Source organism: Halomonas sp. CnH100-B (genome assembly GCF_024124605.1).
In the GTDB taxonomy this organism is placed as follows: Bacteria; Pseudomonadota; Gammaproteobacteria; order Pseudomonadales; family Halomonadaceae; genus Vreelandella.
Map to the genome: position 1 here is coordinate 370,156 of NZ_JAMXRX010000003.1, position 16,721 is coordinate 386,876.

The following is a 16,721-nucleotide window of genomic DNA, read 5'->3' on the forward strand; positions in this document are numbered from 1 at the left end:
TCCCAACCATCTGGACGTTCGTCTTCTCCTCGAGACTGCCAGTATGCGTCGTTTACTGGATCTAACTGTCGGCTGCGGTTGTCATCATCATGCTTGGCCATGAGAGCCTCCTTGTTTGGCCCCGCCACCATGGCGGGCCTGGCTTATGTTGCTATAGACGAGACGGAACACAGAGGAATTCGGTGGGAAAAAACTCAAACTTGCCAAACGTGTTACATGATCATTCAAACGCTTGAGTCCAGCATTCGTGAGAAAATTCGTAAAAGTCGGCGAATGGTATTTCTACGTGATGATTTCGCTGCACTGGGTGGTTATGACCAAGTTGGTCGTGTGCTTCGAAAATTGGAAGCGCAGGGACGATTAGTACGTATTGGTAAGGGGCTATACGCTAAAGCGCGTATGAACCGTATCACTGGCAAACCGATGATTGCGGCGCCCGGTGGCTTTGACCAGGCTGCCAAAGAGGCATTAAGCCGACTAGGGGTGCAGTGGGAGCCAGCCAGTGCAGAAAAAGCTTATCAAGCTGGCCACGCACAAATTCCGGCGCGGGTCGTGGTCAAAGTCAAAGGCCCGTTTCATCGTCAGATTGTCTACGGCAAACATTATTTGAGTATCGAGCGATATTCTTCATGAAAATCAAGTAGGTATTGACGCTACATTCGTCCTGTAAAAAGCCCTAATGCGCAGCAAGTTCGTTGAAAAATGCTGGGTTGTCCTGAATCGTCGCCAGTACCTTGGCAGCTAGTCCTGTAGGGTTACGTCGCTTGGTTTCCCAGCTTTTGATGGTGTCCACGCTGGTTCCCATCGCTTCAGCAAACTCGGCCTGAGAGACATGCAGCTTGGCGCGGATGGCCTTCACGTCGGCTACCTCATGACGTGTGATGCGGCTGGACTGCGCTTTGCCTTGTTTAATCTCAACGGCTTCCTGCAGCGATGATTGCAGTTCGTCAAAAATGCTCATTTTGAAACCTCCCCCTTCAATTGGTGGGTCAGCGTTTTTAGTGCGGCCTTTTCAGCGGGCGTTAAACTGTCTTTCACGCTCTTTGGGTAGGCCAGTATCAGATAGACTCTATCTGCTGTTGCCAAAAAGTAGATAACCCTGGCTCCGCCGCTCTTGCCTTGGTTGCCCAACGCCATGCGTATTTTGCGCAGACCTCCCGTACCTTGAATCAAGTCACCTTTGTCGGGTTGAGCAATCAGAGTACGTTGCAGTTCTTTTAGTTCGTCGTCTGTCGCAATGGCCTGGATCTGCCGTGTGAAAGTCGGAGTTGCGATAAATTCAATCGAATGACTCACGTTAGGGTACTTCCTTTAGCCAATGCGTCGTTTAGTGTACATAGTACATTTTTGGTTATCAATTATCGACCCTATATTTTGCTGTGGCTGGCAGTGGTTTGGTTGCCAACTGGTTGTCATACGGTTGCCATTTGGCTGCTAACAGGGTGAAAACCATGTGAGTAATGTAAACCATGGAAAACTTAACTAATTGAAAAACCTTTGTTTCCGCATTGCAGGCGCGATCCCAAAGTTTGTTTGGTTGCACTCATAATCCCTTGGTCGTAGGTTCAAGTCCTACTGGGCCCACCATTTCTTATTCTCTCCCCCTAGATCGCCTTTTCTTTAAGCCGCTGACTAACATCAGTAAATGGCTTCTTTGCCATATTCTCCGTTTTCATCCCCACCTGTTTCTGCTGACTCTCTAGCCGATTCCCTCGAACACCCCGTTCCAGTCCAATCCCTTGCCCTACCCGAGTGATTGTGGTTGTGAATAAAAATCCGTATCATTCGCCTTACTATAACGATACTTCTCCTCATACCCGTTGAGACTTCCTCATGCTCCGTAAAACCCTACCGTTTTCCGTCGCGCCGATGCCTGCTGCCGTTCGCCGTTCGCTGGTGGTGTCGTTGGGTGGAATGCTGAGCGTTGCGCCGCTGGCCGCGCTTGCCCAAGAAGACACCATTAACACCGGCACCACCGTGGTCACCGCGACCGCGTTGAAGGTCGATACGCCGTTGGTGGAGACGCCGCGCCCGGTCTCTAGCGTTGATCGGGAAGAGTTGGAAACCCGTAACGTGCAGCAGTTGGATGAAACCTTCCGCTATCGTGCCGGTGTGCTATCAGGCCATTTTGGAAGTGATAACAATACGGATTGGTTCAAGGTGCGTGGTTTTGACCAGTCCACTTATCAGGATGGGTTGCGCATTTATCGTGAAGGCTTTTACCAGTGGCTGCCTGAGCCGTATGGCTTGGAGCAAGTCGAAGTCTTCAAAGGGCCTTCCTCGATTCTATACGGCGAGGCGCCTCCCGGTGGTTTGATCAATGCGGTGAGCAAACGTCCTACGGAAACGCCGCAGGGCGAGGTGAATTTCCAACTGGGCAACCGTAATCATCGCCAAGTGGGGGTCGATACCAGCGGGCCGTTGGGTGAGTCTGGTGACGTTCGCTATCGGTTGGTGGGCGTGTACAAAGAGCGCGATGGCGATCTTGACCACACGGATAATGAGCGCTATTACTTCGCGCCTAGCCTCGCCGTCGATATGAGCGACGATACGAGTGTTACTTTTTTGGCCAGCGTGCAGAAAGACAATGGCGTGCCGGTCAACCCGTTCAAGCTGCCCTACGGCACCGTGCAGGATACGCCGTTTGGCCGAGTCGACCCGCAAACCAACCTCAGCGAGCCGGGCTACGACCGTGATAACCGCACGCAGTGGGCGCTGGGTTACGAGCTGCGCCATGACCTCAACGATACGTGGCGGTTTGAACAAGATTTACGCTACAGCGAGCTAGACCTGGAGCTACGCAGCACCTATGCGTTCTTCATGTCGGACGCCCGTCGGGCAACGCGTGGCCATGTCTACCGCGATGGTTCTATCGACAGCTGGACGGTCGATAACCGCATGGTGGGTAACTGGTACACGGACCGCACCGAAAACACGCTGTTGCTGGGTGTCGATTATCAGAACCTGGGGGTGAGTGGGCAAGAAGCCGACCCGTTCCCATTTGGTGATCCTATCGACGTGTTCGACCCCACCTACGGCAACTTTACGCCGGTGGGCGCGGATGACTTGCTGAGCCGCGAGATCGATAAAGAGCAGACCGGTTTGTATGCTCAAAACCAACTTCGTATTGATGACCGCTGGGTGCTGCTTGGCGGCGTGCGCGTTGACCAAGCCGAGACCGAAAACAGCAACCTGACATCCGGTGTCACGCAGCGCTCCGATGATGACCAAGTCTCTTGGTCGGGCGGCGCGATGTACCTGAGCGACCAAGGGATCAACCCGTATATCAGCTACACCGAGTCGTTCGATCCGGTGGGGCGTGTAGATGACGCGGGCGATCTGTACGAGCCCCGTGAAGGCGAGCAGTGGGAAGCCGGTATCAAAATCGCGCCGTTTGGCTGGGATGGCTACGTGACGGCTGCCGTGTTCGACCTGAAAGAGAACAATACGCTCGTGAGTTCTCCTGCCGGGTTCCAGGTTCAGGAAGGCGAGCGTACTTCTCAAGGGTTTGAGCTGGAGGGCGTGGGTTACCTCACCGATGCGTTAAAAGTGACGGCTGCCTATACCTACACGGATTCACGCTTGGAAGATGATCAGCGCGCGCCATTAATTCCGCGCCATCAAGCGTCTACTTGGCTGGATTACGCCTTTACCAATGGGGCCTTGCAAGGCGTGAGTTTGGGTGCTGGTGTACGCTACGTGGGCAGTACGGTGGACACGAGCGTTGCGGACAATACCGCCGTCGATAGTTATATGGTGGCGGATGCCATGGTCGGTTATGAGTTTGCCGATGGCTGGCAGGCTCAGGTAAACGTCAATAATCTGACTGATGAAGAGTATGTGGCCAGCTGTGAGTACTGGTGCTACTACGGCGAATCTCGCAGCATCATCGGCAGCGTGAAATACCGCTGGTAAGAGCGATCACTCGCACTCAGCTTTAACCCACAACGCCCGGCTTTAAGCCGGGCGTTGTTGTTCGTCTATGTACTACCCATTCACCATCGCGTGCCATACGATGCTTTCGGTGGGGCCTTGCTCAAGGTCGGCACAGGTGTCTACCCGCCATAGCGTGGTGGCTTGGCAGTGCACGGTTAGTTCCCCCTGCTGCTGGTCGAGCTGCCACTGAAAGCGTATCTCTCGCGCTTGGTCATCGCCCTGATCGCTGATCAGAGCCAGCGTTGGTTGTGCGGTATCTGTGCTGAGGTGTGTTAACGCAGCGATTTCAGCGCTTTGTTGTGCGGGGGTTGATTGCGAGCCGCCGCGATAACCGGGTAAGTAGCGCTGCTGGTGGGCTTCCGCCTGTAAGAAAGGCAGGGCCTGTTCTGGCGTGATACGCCCATATTTGCGTACATTGGGCAGTATGATCACGCTGGCAGCGAGTCGGCAGCCGCCGAGGTGGCTGCTCTCCCATACCTCGAACGGCAGCGGGTGCTCCGCCACCGTGCTGGCTAGCGCTTTGAACGTTTTATAACCGTACTTGGCGCAGCATTTGTCTTTAGTGCCGTGGGTGCAGCAGAGCACGAGGTCCTCTAGCAGCGGCGGCTGCTCCCACTGGCTAAGGCTGGTACCGCTTTGAAACGCACTGAAAAACGTCTCTAACTCCCATCGTGCTACCCGAAAACAACGCCGCTCCGGCATCAGAAAGATCTGATGTTGGTACTTTTCCATGCCCGGCTGTTGGATCAGGTTGATGCGCAGGCCATCGTCAGCCAGCGTATCTAGCGTTTGCTTTAATGAATCGCTCATATCGCTGGCGTGGCGCAGTTTGCGCTGCCACTTTGCGCGTGGCCAGCTGAGCAGTAAGTTACGCTCGGCATGGGCGGCGCTACCGGCCAGCGGATCGTGCTGTTCACGGCTTAAATCCGCGCAGAAGGTATGGTTCATAGAGCTGCCTGTAACGTCGCCGAGGTGAAGGGCACGCACACTGGGCTGCCGCTAGCGGGGTCGCGCAGAATATGCGCATCTAGGTCGAAGACGCGCTTTAGGTTGGCCGCGGTGAACACGTCGTTTGGCGCGCCGCTGGTGACGATTTGTCCGTCGCGCATCATCACTAGATGGTCGGCGTAGGCGGCGGCGAGGTTCAAGTCGTGCAGTACCAGCAGCAGTGTGCGGCCATGGTCGTGGGCCAGCCGAGAAAGCAGTGCCAGCAGGTCTACCTGCACCTTCAAATCTAAAAAGGTGGTGGGTTCATCCAGCAAAATTAAATCGGTCTGCTGGGCGAGCACCATCGCGATCCAGCAGCGCTGGCGCTGGCCGCCAGAGAGCGCTTCCACATCTCGGTCGGCAAACTCGGTCACGTGCATATAGGCCATGGCTTCGGCGATGGCGTTGGCATCCTGCTGCGGATCTTTTTTCCAAAACCCTTGGTGGGGAAAGCGTCCCATCCCCACCAGCTGTTTTACGCTCAACCCCTCGGGGGCGATGGGGCCTTGCGGCAAAATGCCTAACCGCTGGGCGACCTCCCGGGTGTTGCTGCGATGAATGTCCTTGCCATCGAGATAGACATGCCCGCCGTTAGGCGTCAGCGTGCGCGCCAGCGTTTTCAGCAGGGTCGATTTGCCGCTGCCATTGGGCCCTAGCAGCACGGTGAGTTGGCCTTCCGCTACAGCCATATCTACCCCTTGCAGGATGCGCTTGGTGTCGTAGCCAGCGTGCAGGCCGTCAGCGGTGAGTCGTGATGCAGGGTGGGAATAGGCGGGCATAAGGTAGGCTCAGGCAAGCTCAGTCACAGAATTAGGGCAGTCAGCACCCTAAGGCAAAATATTCTCATTTTCAATGTTGTTCTTGTGGCTGCCTGTTCTGTGTCATTGCGGACGTTCGAACGGTGCGTTCGCAACGGTAGACCTGCCTGTTTCTTTGTGCATAATATAATCATTATCATTTAGATCCGCGTTAGCATTTCAGCGGCCGCTAAAATGATAATTCACCAAGGGTTCATTCGTACGACGTTACACACAACGCAAGGGAGCAGACATGCAAACGATGAAACACGCCGCTTTCTGGCCAACGGTCACCTTGGCAGGATTAGTGGCAGCCACTCAGGCCAATGCCCAGCAAGAGGCAACTGACGTGGGGCAGGCGCTCAACGAGTCATCACCCACCATGGTCGTGACGGCGACGCGTAGCCGCAGCGAAGAAGGCCAAACCCCGCAGCGGGTGACAGTGATCACGCGTGAGCAGATCGAACAGCAGCTCGCCATCACCGACGACCCTGGCCAGGTCTTGAGCAACTTGATTCCCTCCTTTTCACCTAGCCGTCAGAAACTGTCCAACGCCGGAGAGACGCTGCGCGGGCGCGATGCGCTGTTCCTGATCGATGGCGTGCCTCAGTCCAATCCGCTGCGCGATAGCTCTCGTGACAGTTACACCATCGACCTCTCCATGGTCGAGCGGATTGAAGTGATTCACGGGGCTAGCGCCGAGCATGGTTTGGGAGCCACCGGCGGTTTGATCAACTTCGTCACCCGTCGGGCCGAAGGGGGCGGTATTAGCCAAAGCGCGGGCATTAGCGTCACCATTGACGACGACCTGCACTCCGAAGGCTTGGGCAACAAGCTCAACTATCGCATTAGCGGCCAGCAGGGCGACTGGGATTTTGTAGCCGCGGCCACTCGCCAAGAGCGGGGCGTGTTTTACGATGGCGGCGACCGTCGCGTGGGCATTGCCTATCCCGGCGAGCTGCAAAACTCGGAAAGTTACGACCTGTTCGGCAAGTTAGGCTACTGGATCGACGACAATCAGAATATCGAGCTGTCGCTCAATCATTTTGATTTGGAAGAGGGCGACGACTACGTGCCCGTGGTGGGCGACCGCGATGCGGGCATCCCGACCAGCGCCGAGCGGGGCACACCCGACGGCGCGCCAGGCTTCAATGAAGTCACCACCGCCCGCTTGGCGTACTCCCACGCGGATTGGTACGGCAACGCGGTCGATGCCCAGGTGTATCGCCAGCGCTTCCGGGCGCGCTTTGCCACCACGCCGTTCTTCCCTTACCTGGATGGCAACGGTAATACCCAGTTCGACCAAACCCGTAACGAATCGGATAAGCAGGGCGCCAAGTTCACCCTGAACCGACAGGGTATGCTGGACGACCGGCTCGGTGTGACGGTGGGGTTAGACATCCTCGAGGATGAAACCCGCCAAATGCTGGTAGAGACCGGGCGTACCTACGTGCCGGAAAGCCGCTACAGCAACATTGCGCCGTTCTTGCAGGGTCAGTTCAAGATCGCCGACCCGCTCACGCTGCATGCCGGCGTTCGCCATGAGCACGCCGATCTTGAGGTGGATGCCTACGAGACGATTGACCGTAGCAACGTCACTCAAGACAACGTCGCGGTAGGGGGCGGCAATCCCAGTTTCGATGAAACGCTCTACAACGTGGGGTTGACGTACCAGGCCACGGAGTGGGCACAGCTGTATGCCAGCTACTCGGAAGGTTTTGGCATGCCGGACGTTGGCCGTGTGCTGCGGGGCATCAGCGAACCGGGCCAGGATGTGGATACGCTGCTTCAATTGCAGCCCATCGTCACCGATAACCAGGAAATTGGCGCGCGTTTCGACTGGGAGCGTTACGGCCTGGAAGTCAGCTACTACGAATCGAACTCTGACTTTGGCCAGCGCTTGGCCGAACAGAACGGTACGTGGGTGGGCAGCCGGGAGAAAACCGAAATCCAAGGGGTGGAAGTGACCGGCAACATGCAGGTCAATGACCAGCATGATCTGTCGCTCTCCTATGCCCATACCGAAGGCAAGTCGGACCAAGACGGCGATGGCAGCGTGGACACCAAGCTCACCGGGATCAACATCGCGCCCGATACGCTCAAGTTGGGCTGGAGCGCCGTATGGAACGACCGTCTCTCGACGCGCCTACAGGGTAGCTATTACTTCGACCGCAGCGTCGATAACCCGGCGCTCGACTTCGATGGCTACGGGTTGGTGGATGCCTCGCTGGCTTACCAGCTTCCCGCAGGGCAGCTATCGCTGGGTATCGAGAACCTGACCGACGAAGACTACCTCACTTATTACTCTCAAGCCGCTCGCATCAGCGATGAGTACTACTTCACCGGTCGTGGGCGCACATTCACGGTGGGGTATCAGCTGGATTTCTAAGGTTCCGGCGTCTTGTTTTAGTGCTGTCTAATGCATGGCCACTCCTTCGGTGGAAGGGGTGGCTAGCCGTCAACCAACTGAACGTGCATGAAGGAGAGTGTTTCGTTCAAGCAGTAACACAATAAAAACCGCGCGATGTGACTAGCCATGGATGCGTGGGTTTACCTATCGATAGGTAAGTAAACCTTTCAAAAGGATGACATTCTGCGGGGGCTATATGAGCTACGCACAGGAGCATCGCTCAGCGAGCGATATCAGTCAGCGTGCCTCGGTGCATGCGTTACTCAACTGTATTATCAAAGAAGTCGCCATACCTGAACGAAGGTTAGCGTTTCAATGGCCGAGTCATCGTCGCGGGTTACCTGAGGCGTTGTCAGCAGTACCCCTTCTGATCGAGTGGTCAACCTCACTGCACTTATGGGTAATGGTAGACCGCCAGTCGACGATAGGTAGCCAGTATTATCTTTCCGATGTTTACTTAAAAGCCAAAGGTGACTCTGAGTGGACGGCCGCTGGTGCCGAGATGCTCATCAGCCGTCTGCTCAGACATCTACCGCGTGTCGATGCCGGTATCAATCAGGAGCTGGCGCAGCAGGTTCGTCAAAGTCGTCAAGTGATGTCAGCGATTGTCAGGCATGCTGCCAAGCAGCCTCACCGGCAGCCGTTAGCCGACTATCCGAGCAGCGAGCAAGGGTTATGGTTTGGCCATCCGAATCATCCCACGCCCAAAGCACGCCAGTGGCCTGATGAATGCTTGGCTGATGGCACTCCTTCTTACGCCCCGGAAGGTGGCGTCGCCACCTCGCTCTATCAGTTCTCCTTTCCCGCAGACGGGGTACGCGTTCAGGCCAACCGCGTTGAAGAAGAGGACGTACTGTCCTACGTGGCAGATCAAGCGGCCGCCGAGAGCGATGAACGCGTCGTGCTGAGCATGCATCCGGTGCAAGCGGCCATGTTCAAACAAGCGCCTGCCGTCAAAGCACTGCTTCAGCGCAACGTGATCAGAGATCTTGGTCAAAGTGGTTTTAGCGCAGTGCCAACGGCCTCCATGCGCACGTGGTATATCGAAGGGCATCCCTGGTTCATCAAAGGATCGCTCAATGTGCGCATCACCAACTGCGTGCGTAAAAACGCGTGGTACGAGCTGGAAAGCACGCTGGTGATTGATCGCATCATGCATCAACTGGGTCGCTTGGAAGACCCTTCCCTGGCAACGCTACTCGTTGCCGAGGAACCCGCCACGGTGCATTGGACGCCTAACGAGGGCAACGAGGAGCAGCAGCGTTGGTTCCGCGAACAAACAGGCATCATCTTGCGAGAAAATTTTTGTCGACGGTTCTCTCCTCAAGCCTGCTTACTCACGGGCACGCTATTTGCGCGTGATACGACGCTGGTGCCTATGGTGCTCTCCTTCATTTCACAGGGGTATGAAGGCTCGCGCAGTACCAGCACCTTGCCTGAACAGAGTCAGGTGAGAGCTTGGTTTCAGGCGTATTTGCGGACGCTGCTGGCACCGGTGCTGGGGCTGTTCTTCCGGCACGGTATCGTCATGGAGCCGCACTTACAAAACTGCGTCTTGATTCATGAGGCGGGAACGCCCCAGAAAATGCTGTTACGTGACTTCGAGGGGGTCAAGTTGACCCGTGATAAGGGCGCCGCATGGTTGGCGGGTGAAGTCCTTCACCCTCGCGTCGAAGCCTCCATGATCTATAGCCGGGAGCAAGGTTGGAACCGAATTGCCTACTGCTTGTTCGTCAACCACATTGCGGAGGCTATTCTCGCGCTGAGCTGGCAACGACCAGCGTTGGCGGATGCGTTATGGCAAGACACGTCGACGGCGTTGCAGCGTGTGCGTAACAAGCTGGAAGTAGCCGCGCCAGAGCTCGATGCGCTGTTACAAGGCGGCGCGCTGCCCTGCAAGACCAACTTCAAATTACGGCTCATGGCTCAGGCAGACCGCCAGGCGCACTATGTGTCGTTGCCCAACCCGTGGCACGTTCCTCGGGTTATGGGGCGGGAGGTGGCCTATGGCTGAACCTAATGAGCTGCCGCGTTCGATCCTTTCAGCAATAGAGCGATACCGACAGCAGTGTAGCGACCCTATGACCGCCTTTTTCTACGACCTGCCTGCCTTGGCCGCCCACGCTAACGCCATGAAAGCGGCGCTGCCACCGGGAGTGGAACTGTACTACGCCATCAAGGCGAACAGCGAACCCGCCATCATCGATACCTTGTCCCCTATTGTGGATGGCCTAGAGTTATCTTCCGGTGGAGAAATAGAGCGCGCGTGCCGAAGTGCCACGCCACGGCCATGGGTGTTATCGGGGCCTGGCAAGCTGGATGCGGACATGCGTAGTGCCATCGAGCGGGGCGTGGAGGCATTTCATGTCGAAAGTCTCGGAGAAATTGCGCGTTTGCAGTCCATCGCTGCAGCGTTGAGGCATACACAGCCCGTTCTTTTGCGTATCAACCCTTGGTTACCTGAATCGTTTTCCAGCCGTTTGCGCATGGCTGGCACGGCGACACCGTTTGGTATAGATGAAGCACAGCTCCCCCAGGCTGTCAGTGCCGTTGATAACGCGTCAAACCTAAAGCTCTGCGGCTTTCATGTGCATGCCATGTCGCATCAAACAAGCGAGCAGCGCCATCAACAGTTACTCGCGTTCTACCTGGAGCGTTGGCCATCGTGGCGAGCGCTGGCCCGTTACCCGGAGCAACTGACTCAGCTCAACGTGGGAGGCGGCATAGGGGTGAATTATCGCCAGCCTTCCCATCAGTTCGACTGGGCTAGTCTCTGCAACGCCCTTGGGCAACAGCTCGACACCCTATCCGAACCGCCACGCGTTCGTTTCGAGATTGGGCGCTACCTCTCCGCCTTTTGTGGCTACTACGTCATGGAAGTGTTGGATGCCAAAGTCAGTCATGGTGAAGGGTTTTTAGTCTGTCGAGGGGGAACGCATCAATTCCGCTTGCCTGTGGCGCAGGGGCACGACCATCCGGTTATTCACTTACCCCGCGACCCAGAGCAGTCGAGCAATGGCGAACAACGCGCTTGGACGGTCGTGGGGCAGCTTTGCACCCCAAAAGATGTATTGAGCCGACACCAAGAGCTGCGTGGCGTCAGGGTGGGGGACTTATTGGTGCTGCCTTTGGCAGGTGCCTATGGCTACAACATTTCCCATGCGGACTTCCTTTGTCATCCCCGGCCATCTCAGCACTTTGTGACGGACACTGCTGAAGCGCTGCATTCTCGCCCCGGGCTTCGTCGCGTGTTGGCTGAAGGTTACTCAGGCTAATCGTTATCCATGTCTCTATGTTGTGAAGGTACTCCATGACGTCACAAGCATCTTGGCTGCCCACGCGGGCGGTCATCGAGAACTCCGCTGTCTCCACACCTTTTTCTTCTTTGGATAGCTGGCGCCACTACCGGCGTATTGAGCAGCGTGTCATTGGACAGTTGCTGCAAACCCTACTGTATGAGGATGTGCTGAGCTATACCGTCGTGCCTAACCCAGCCACCACGCGGGTTGGGGCGTCACGATTTTCAATCACGCTAGGTAGCCGCTGCTATTGCGTTGAGGGTTGGGTTTGCCACAGCTTCCACCTGATTCGTCTTGACCATGCCACGCTGTCGGTGAGTGGCGCGCCGAACCAATCCGGCATCATCAGTTTGCAGTGCTTCATTACGGATCTCGAAGAGACGTTGGGGGAGGGAGCCATTCAGCCAGGATTCGTCAACGAGTTGATTCAGACACTCATCAAAGACACCCAGTCGGCTGCGTTGGCGCTGAGTGACACCGCATCGCCTCAAACGCTGGAGGCGGATGCATTAGAGCGCTATTTCACGGATGCCCATAGTTACCACCCTTGCTACAAGTCACGGCTGGGGTTCTCCTTACAGGATAACCAGCGCTATGGCCCCGAGTTTGCTCAACCGCTTCGCGTTGTTTGGCTAGCGGTGCCCAACCAGTTAGCCCATGCAAGTGCGGTAGACGGTGAAACCTGCCTGGGCCGGGCCATGGAGGAGGTCGGGCCAGAGGTGCTAGCGAGGTTGGAGGTCTATCTCGAACGCCAGCAGCGTCGGCGCGATGAGGTCGTGCTCATGCCCGTGCATCCATGGCAGTGGGAAAATGCTCTGGTAGATGTGCTCTATCCCGAGCTTGCCAGTGGCGATATTGCTTTCCTGGGGGAGGGCGAAACGGTTTATACCCCTCAGCAGTCGATACGTACCCTGGCCCCGGTAACGAGTCATCGACCCTACCTCAAGCTGGCGATGAGTATCACGAATACGTCTAGCACACGCATCTTGGCGCGCCATACCGTCACCAACGCCCCCATCATCACGCAGTGGCTTCAGCGGCTGATCGAGACGAATGATACCGCTTCCTCTGCGGGCTTCGTCCTGTTAGGGGAGGTCGCTGGCGTAGCCTTGGATGAGCGCGCGTTTGCTGCCAAGCGCTATGCAGAGGTGTATGGCAAGGTCGGGGCCATTTGGCGACAAAATGTCCGCCAATATTTACATGAGGGCGAGCAAGCTGCCCCGCTCAACGGGTTAAGTCAGCTTACACGCACGTCGCAAGGGGAGCCCTCTGATCCATTTATCACGCCTTGGGTAGAGCGCTACGGGCTAGCGGCGTGGACGCGCCAACTGATTCACGTCACGACGCTACCGATCATCCATCTGCTGTTTGCGGAAGGTATTGGGATGGAATCCCACGGGCAAAATATCGTCGTCATCCATCGTGATGGCTGGCCTACGCGCGTTGCCCTCAAAGATTTTCATGACGGCGTGCGTTTTAGCAAGGCGCATCTCGCCCGTCCCGAGCTGGCGCCTAAGCTCGAGCCGGTCCCTCCCCGTCATGCCGCACTCAATCGCAACTCCTTTATCGTCACCGATGATCTAGCGGCGGTGCGTGACTACTCCTGCGATGCCTTTTTCTTCATTGCGCTTGGTGACATGGCGATTTTTTTGAAGCGCCACTTTGGCTTGGAGGAGGCTCATTTTTGGGCCATGACGGCAGAGGTCGTCAAAGAGTACCAGCGCGAGCATCCCCAGCACGCTGAGCGCTATCGCTGTTTTGACGTGTTTACTCCGGAGTGGGAAGTGGAGGCGCTCACGCGTCGCCGTCTCTTTGGAGACAAACAGCCCCAGGTCAAAAAGGTGCCCAATCCGCTGGCCGCCTTTGCGCCTGTAGGAGAGCGCGCATGTTGAGAACGAACCAGCTAAAGCGTGCGCTGTTAGAGGGTAAGGAAGTCTTCGGCGTAATGGCCTCCATGCCGACCGCTGCCTCGATTGAGTTGATTGGAGAAGCAGGCTTTGACTTCGTGGTCATCGATACCGAGCACGTTCTGATCAATCCAGAAACCGTCGAACACATGATTCGTACCGCAGAAAGCTATGGGATGACGCCGCTGGTTCGAGTGGCGGATACGGAACCCAAGCAGCTGCTCCGACTGCTGGATGGCGGCGCGCAAGGCATCGTATTGCCCAATGTGGAGTCGGCAGCGTCGTTAGCAAACGCGGTTGCTGCCTGTAAATACGCGCCTGAAGGAGCAAGAAGCCTCAACGCCGGTCGCCCTGGTGGATTTGGTAAGTCCTCTCTCGCCGAGTACGTGGGGCAAGCCAACCAAGAAACGATGGTCATTGCCATGATTGAAAGTTGTCGAGGTGTGCAGCAGATAGAAGCGATTTGTGCCGTGCCTGGCTTGGATATGGTGCTGGAAGGCGCAGCGGATCTTTCCCAGTCCCTGGGGGTGACGTGGCAAACCGATCATCCAGACGTCGTTCAGTCGCTCGAGCATGTTCAGCGGACGGCTCAGGCATTTGGTATCCCCTACGGGGCCTTTCTCCGACACTCCCGAGCTAAAGCGCGATGGCGGGCACGGGGCGTTCACACCTTCATGTTGGGAGATGAGCGAGGGATTGCGTTTCGCGCTCTGCAAAAGAGCCTTCACGAAGCTAAAGACGTCTCACACTGATCGATTTTTTCACGTTACTGATACTGTTTTGGAGTTTAGGCACATGACATCCGTTAATGCTCAGCACTATGCGCAACAGCAGATTCTGCAATGTTTGGTAGATGGGTGCTTGGTAGAAGGCTTGCTAGAGGGGCTCGATGCGCAATGGAGCGTCGTCGGTGATGACGAGAAAGCACTGACTGCCTTGTCTGGCCGTTTTACTCGTGATCCCGCGCAGCGTCTTTGGCGCTGGCCAGCAAAGCCGGGTTGGTATGTCACGATGCTGCTTCAGCCTGGCATAACGCAGGTTTGGGAGAAAGTGCCTCAGACGCCGGTCATGCTGGTCGACCACGCCGCAGAGCAGCATCACTCTTTGTCACCGGAGGCTTTCATGCATTACCTCTTTGCTAAAGGGGCCGGGGATGACGCAGCCTTGACGCAGGGGCAGGAGGTGTTTTTGAAGGCGCTCTCCGATACGCTTTGGCAAGCGGCCAGCTCGGTGAATCATCAGGTGAAAACGGCGGACTTGCCAGCGCTTGCCACGGCTGATCATTTTGCCGTGATGGAGCAGTGGGCATCGCTGTTGGATCGCCCTTATCACCCCACGGCGAAAGCTAAGCAGGGGTTGAGTCAGCAGGAGTATCACGCCTATATGGCGGAGTTCAATCGGCCCATCGAGCTCTGTTGGGTCGCCATCGACAATAACGCTTTGCTCAGCGGTGACGGTGTAAACGAAGAAACGCCGCTGCCAGTGCGCTGGCTCGCCAGCAAGACCAACGCTGAGAGGTTGGAACAGGAGATGGTCGAGCGAGGGCTGGCGCATACGCATACCGCCATTCCGGTACATCCGTGGCAGTACGAGCATGCCTTGCCCCATTGGCTGCAAGACGCCTTTGAAGCCGGTGTCTGCGTGTCGCTTACGACCGTCACGGAACCCTGGCTAGCCACCTCATCGCTACGGTCGCTTGCACCCACCACGGCCAGCCCGCACTTTCTCAAACTGCCAATGGCCATTCACTCTCTGGGGGCTTCTCGCTATCTACCGGCCGTGAAAATGATCAATGGCGATCTCAGTGCCCGCTTGCTGCAGCAGGCCAAGGCACGAGACGCTCGGCTAGCTCAAGGCCTCTATCTATGTGATGAAAGCAAGTGGTGGGCGTATATGCCGCAAGGAGCAACGCTCTTTGATGAAGCGCCTCGCCACCTGTCGGCCATGGTGCGCAGCTACCCCACCGAGTTACTAGAAGACGATACCGTGCGTTTGGTGCCGATGGCCACGCTGGGAACGCCACTACCGGGCTGTGAGCACCATGTGTTCGATGACTGGTTAGCCGAGCGGGAGTGGCAAGCGAGTGCATCATCCGTGACAGATCTCTTCGGCGAGCTGTGCGACTGCTTTTTCGAGATCAACCTACGCCTGTTTCGGTTGGGTATGCTGGCAGAAGTCCATGGGCAGAATGCGGTCATGGTCTTTAAATCAGGCCGGTGTCACGGCGTGCTGTTACGCGATCATGACTCACTGCGTATCTGTGTTGAGCGGCTGGAGCAGCAGGGGATGAAGGACCCGTGCTACCGGATCAAGCAAGGGCACTCTAATACCCTTTACCACCATAGCTTGGAAGCACTGCTGTTTTGGCTACAAACCCTTGCCATTCAAGTCAATCTACGCGCCATCATCGACGCGCTGGTAGGCTACTACGGAGTCTCGGCGCACATCCTATGGGAGACGTTGGCGATACGGTTGAGAGCACAGATGGATGAGGTTGCTTTTGACCAACACGACCGGGATAGGCTGCTGAAGCAGTTGTTCGAGCAGGAGCAGTGGCCCTATAAACGCCTAATTTCACCGATCATCGAGCGAGCGGGGGGGCCAGGCAGCATGCCCTTCGGTACCAGCGCAACCTGTAATCCGTTTCGCCGAGTCGACGTTTCCCAGCAGCGGCACCATAAGGAAGCGGTAACGGAACACTAAGGCAAAAGCCGCCTAGTAGATCAGCTAGGCGGCTATTCAATCAACGCGACGAACTAGCAAAACCAAGCGGGATGTTTTGCTCGCAGCGCACGTCGCTTTTCGTTCTCCTGCGCCTGCTTTTTCTCTGCAGCACTCGCTAGCGCCTCTGCACGGTGGGGAGGTATAACGAAGAGCCCGTCGTCATCTCCGATGATTAGATCCCCTGGGGTTACGGCACACCCCTCGATCGTGATGGGCGTATTGATCTCGCCCTCTAGCGAGAGTGCTCGGGTGGTTAACGGGCTTGTTCCCCGCGCAAACGTGGGTAGCGTTAGCTGAGAAAGATGGGCCCAATCGGTGACCGATCCATTGGTCACCACGCCCGCCAGGCTTTTTTGTAAAGCGGCGTAAGCACGAAACTCCCCCCAGCAGGCACGCTGAACATCACTGCCGACGTCGATCACCAGCACGTCGCCTGGGCGTGCCATGGTCAGCGCCTCACGGATGATGCTGCCATCCACATGGGGGATGCGTACCGTGATGGCCGTGCCTAAAAGCCGAACCGGGCGCTTGACTGGCAGAAGGGTCGCGATGGCTCCGATATCGGTAAAATGTCCGAGTGTCGAGGTGGCAATGTCTTCGAATCGCTGCCTCTGCTGGGGGGTGATGCTCTCCTTGCGTGGAAGGACATGAAACATAGAAC

At 56.6% G+C, this 16,721-nt stretch carries 13 protein-coding genes; 8 read left to right on the forward strand and 5 right to left on the reverse strand.

Translation table 11 applies throughout. From position 1 onward, the window contains the following. Positions 1–216 precede the first annotated feature (216 nt). Positions 217–633, forward strand: a complete 417-nt coding sequence (locus NH398_RS08395; protein WP_253017822.1) for a DUF6088 family protein — start codon at positions 217–219, stop codon at positions 631–633. A 43-nt stretch (positions 634–676) separates the two neighbouring features. Here NH398_RS08395 and nadS read toward each other — a convergent pair whose 3' ends face one another. Then, the gene (gene nadS, locus NH398_RS08400; RefSeq protein WP_253017824.1) at positions 677–961 is read right to left on the reverse strand and encodes a NadS family protein; all 285 of its coding nucleotides are present in this window, start codon (positions 959–961) and stop codon (positions 677–679) included. Continuing rightward, complete coding sequence (locus tag NH398_RS16735) at positions 958–1,284, reverse strand: type II toxin-antitoxin system RelE/ParE family toxin (RefSeq protein ID WP_366070378.1); 327 nt, start codon at positions 1,282–1,284, stop codon at positions 958–960. The genes nadS and NH398_RS16735 overlap by 4 nt, the downstream gene beginning before the upstream one ends. A gap of 630 nt (positions 1,285–1,914) precedes the next feature. Between NH398_RS16735 and NH398_RS08410 the strand changes: the two genes are divergently transcribed. Further along, positions 1,915–3,915 (forward strand): TonB-dependent siderophore receptor, encoded by a 2,001-nt coding sequence (locus NH398_RS08410; protein ID WP_253018147.1) that lies wholly within the window; start codon positions 1,915–1,917, stop codon positions 3,913–3,915. A gap of 72 nt (positions 3,916–3,987) precedes the next feature. Here the strand turns inward: NH398_RS08410 and NH398_RS08415 are convergent, their stop codons facing one another. Next, positions 3,988–4,884: a sucrase ferredoxin gene (locus NH398_RS08415; RefSeq protein ID WP_253017828.1), complete on the reverse strand. Its 897-nt coding sequence runs from the start codon at positions 4,882–4,884 to the stop codon at positions 3,988–3,990. Continuing rightward, positions 4,881–5,702, reverse strand: a complete 822-nt coding sequence (locus tag NH398_RS08420; protein WP_253017829.1) for an ABC transporter ATP-binding protein — start codon at positions 5,700–5,702, stop codon at positions 4,881–4,883. Before NH398_RS08420 ends, NH398_RS08415 begins: the two co-directional genes overlap by 4 nt. 271 nt (positions 5,703–5,973) lie before the next feature. Between NH398_RS08420 and NH398_RS08425 the strand changes: the two genes are divergently transcribed. From NH398_RS08425 to NH398_RS08450, 6 genes are all read left to right on the forward strand, one after another. Then, positions 5,974–8,109: a TonB-dependent receptor gene (locus tag NH398_RS08425; RefSeq protein ID WP_159342926.1), complete on the forward strand. Its 2,136-nt coding sequence runs from the start codon at positions 5,974–5,976 to the stop codon at positions 8,107–8,109. Between the two features lie 217 nt (positions 8,110–8,326). After that, positions 8,327–10,144 carry an IucA/IucC family protein gene (locus NH398_RS08430; protein WP_253017830.1) on the forward strand — a complete coding sequence of 606 codons (1,818 nt, stop codon included), beginning with the start codon at positions 8,327–8,329 and terminating at the stop codon, positions 10,142–10,144. Further along, entirely contained in the window at positions 10,137–11,405 is a 1,269-nt protein-coding gene (locus tag NH398_RS08435) for a type III PLP-dependent enzyme (RefSeq protein ID WP_253017831.1), read from the forward strand. The genes NH398_RS08430 and NH398_RS08435 overlap by 8 nt, the downstream gene beginning before the upstream one ends. A 35-nt stretch (positions 11,406–11,440) precedes the next feature. After that, complete coding sequence (locus NH398_RS08440) at positions 11,441–13,321, forward strand: IucA/IucC family protein (RefSeq protein ID WP_253017832.1); 1,881 nt, start codon at positions 11,441–11,443, stop codon at positions 13,319–13,321. After that, a complete protein-coding gene (locus tag NH398_RS08445; RefSeq protein WP_253017833.1) occupies positions 13,315–14,088 on the forward strand; it encodes an aldolase/citrate lyase family protein in 774 nt (257 codons plus the stop codon). Before NH398_RS08440 ends, NH398_RS08445 begins: the two co-directional genes overlap by 7 nt. Positions 14,089–14,131: 43 nt before the next feature. Next, on the forward strand, positions 14,132–16,039 hold the full coding sequence (locus tag NH398_RS08450) for an IucA/IucC family protein (protein WP_253017834.1): 1,908 nt from the start codon (positions 14,132–14,134) through the stop codon (positions 16,037–16,039). A gap of 53 nt (positions 16,040–16,092) precedes the next feature. On the opposite strand, the gene NH398_RS08455 is transcribed toward NH398_RS08450, so the two are convergent. Further along, positions 16,093–16,716: an RraA family protein gene (locus tag NH398_RS08455; protein WP_253017835.1), complete on the reverse strand. Its 624-nt coding sequence runs from the start codon at positions 16,714–16,716 to the stop codon at positions 16,093–16,095. Positions 16,717–16,721: the final 5 nt, after the last annotated feature.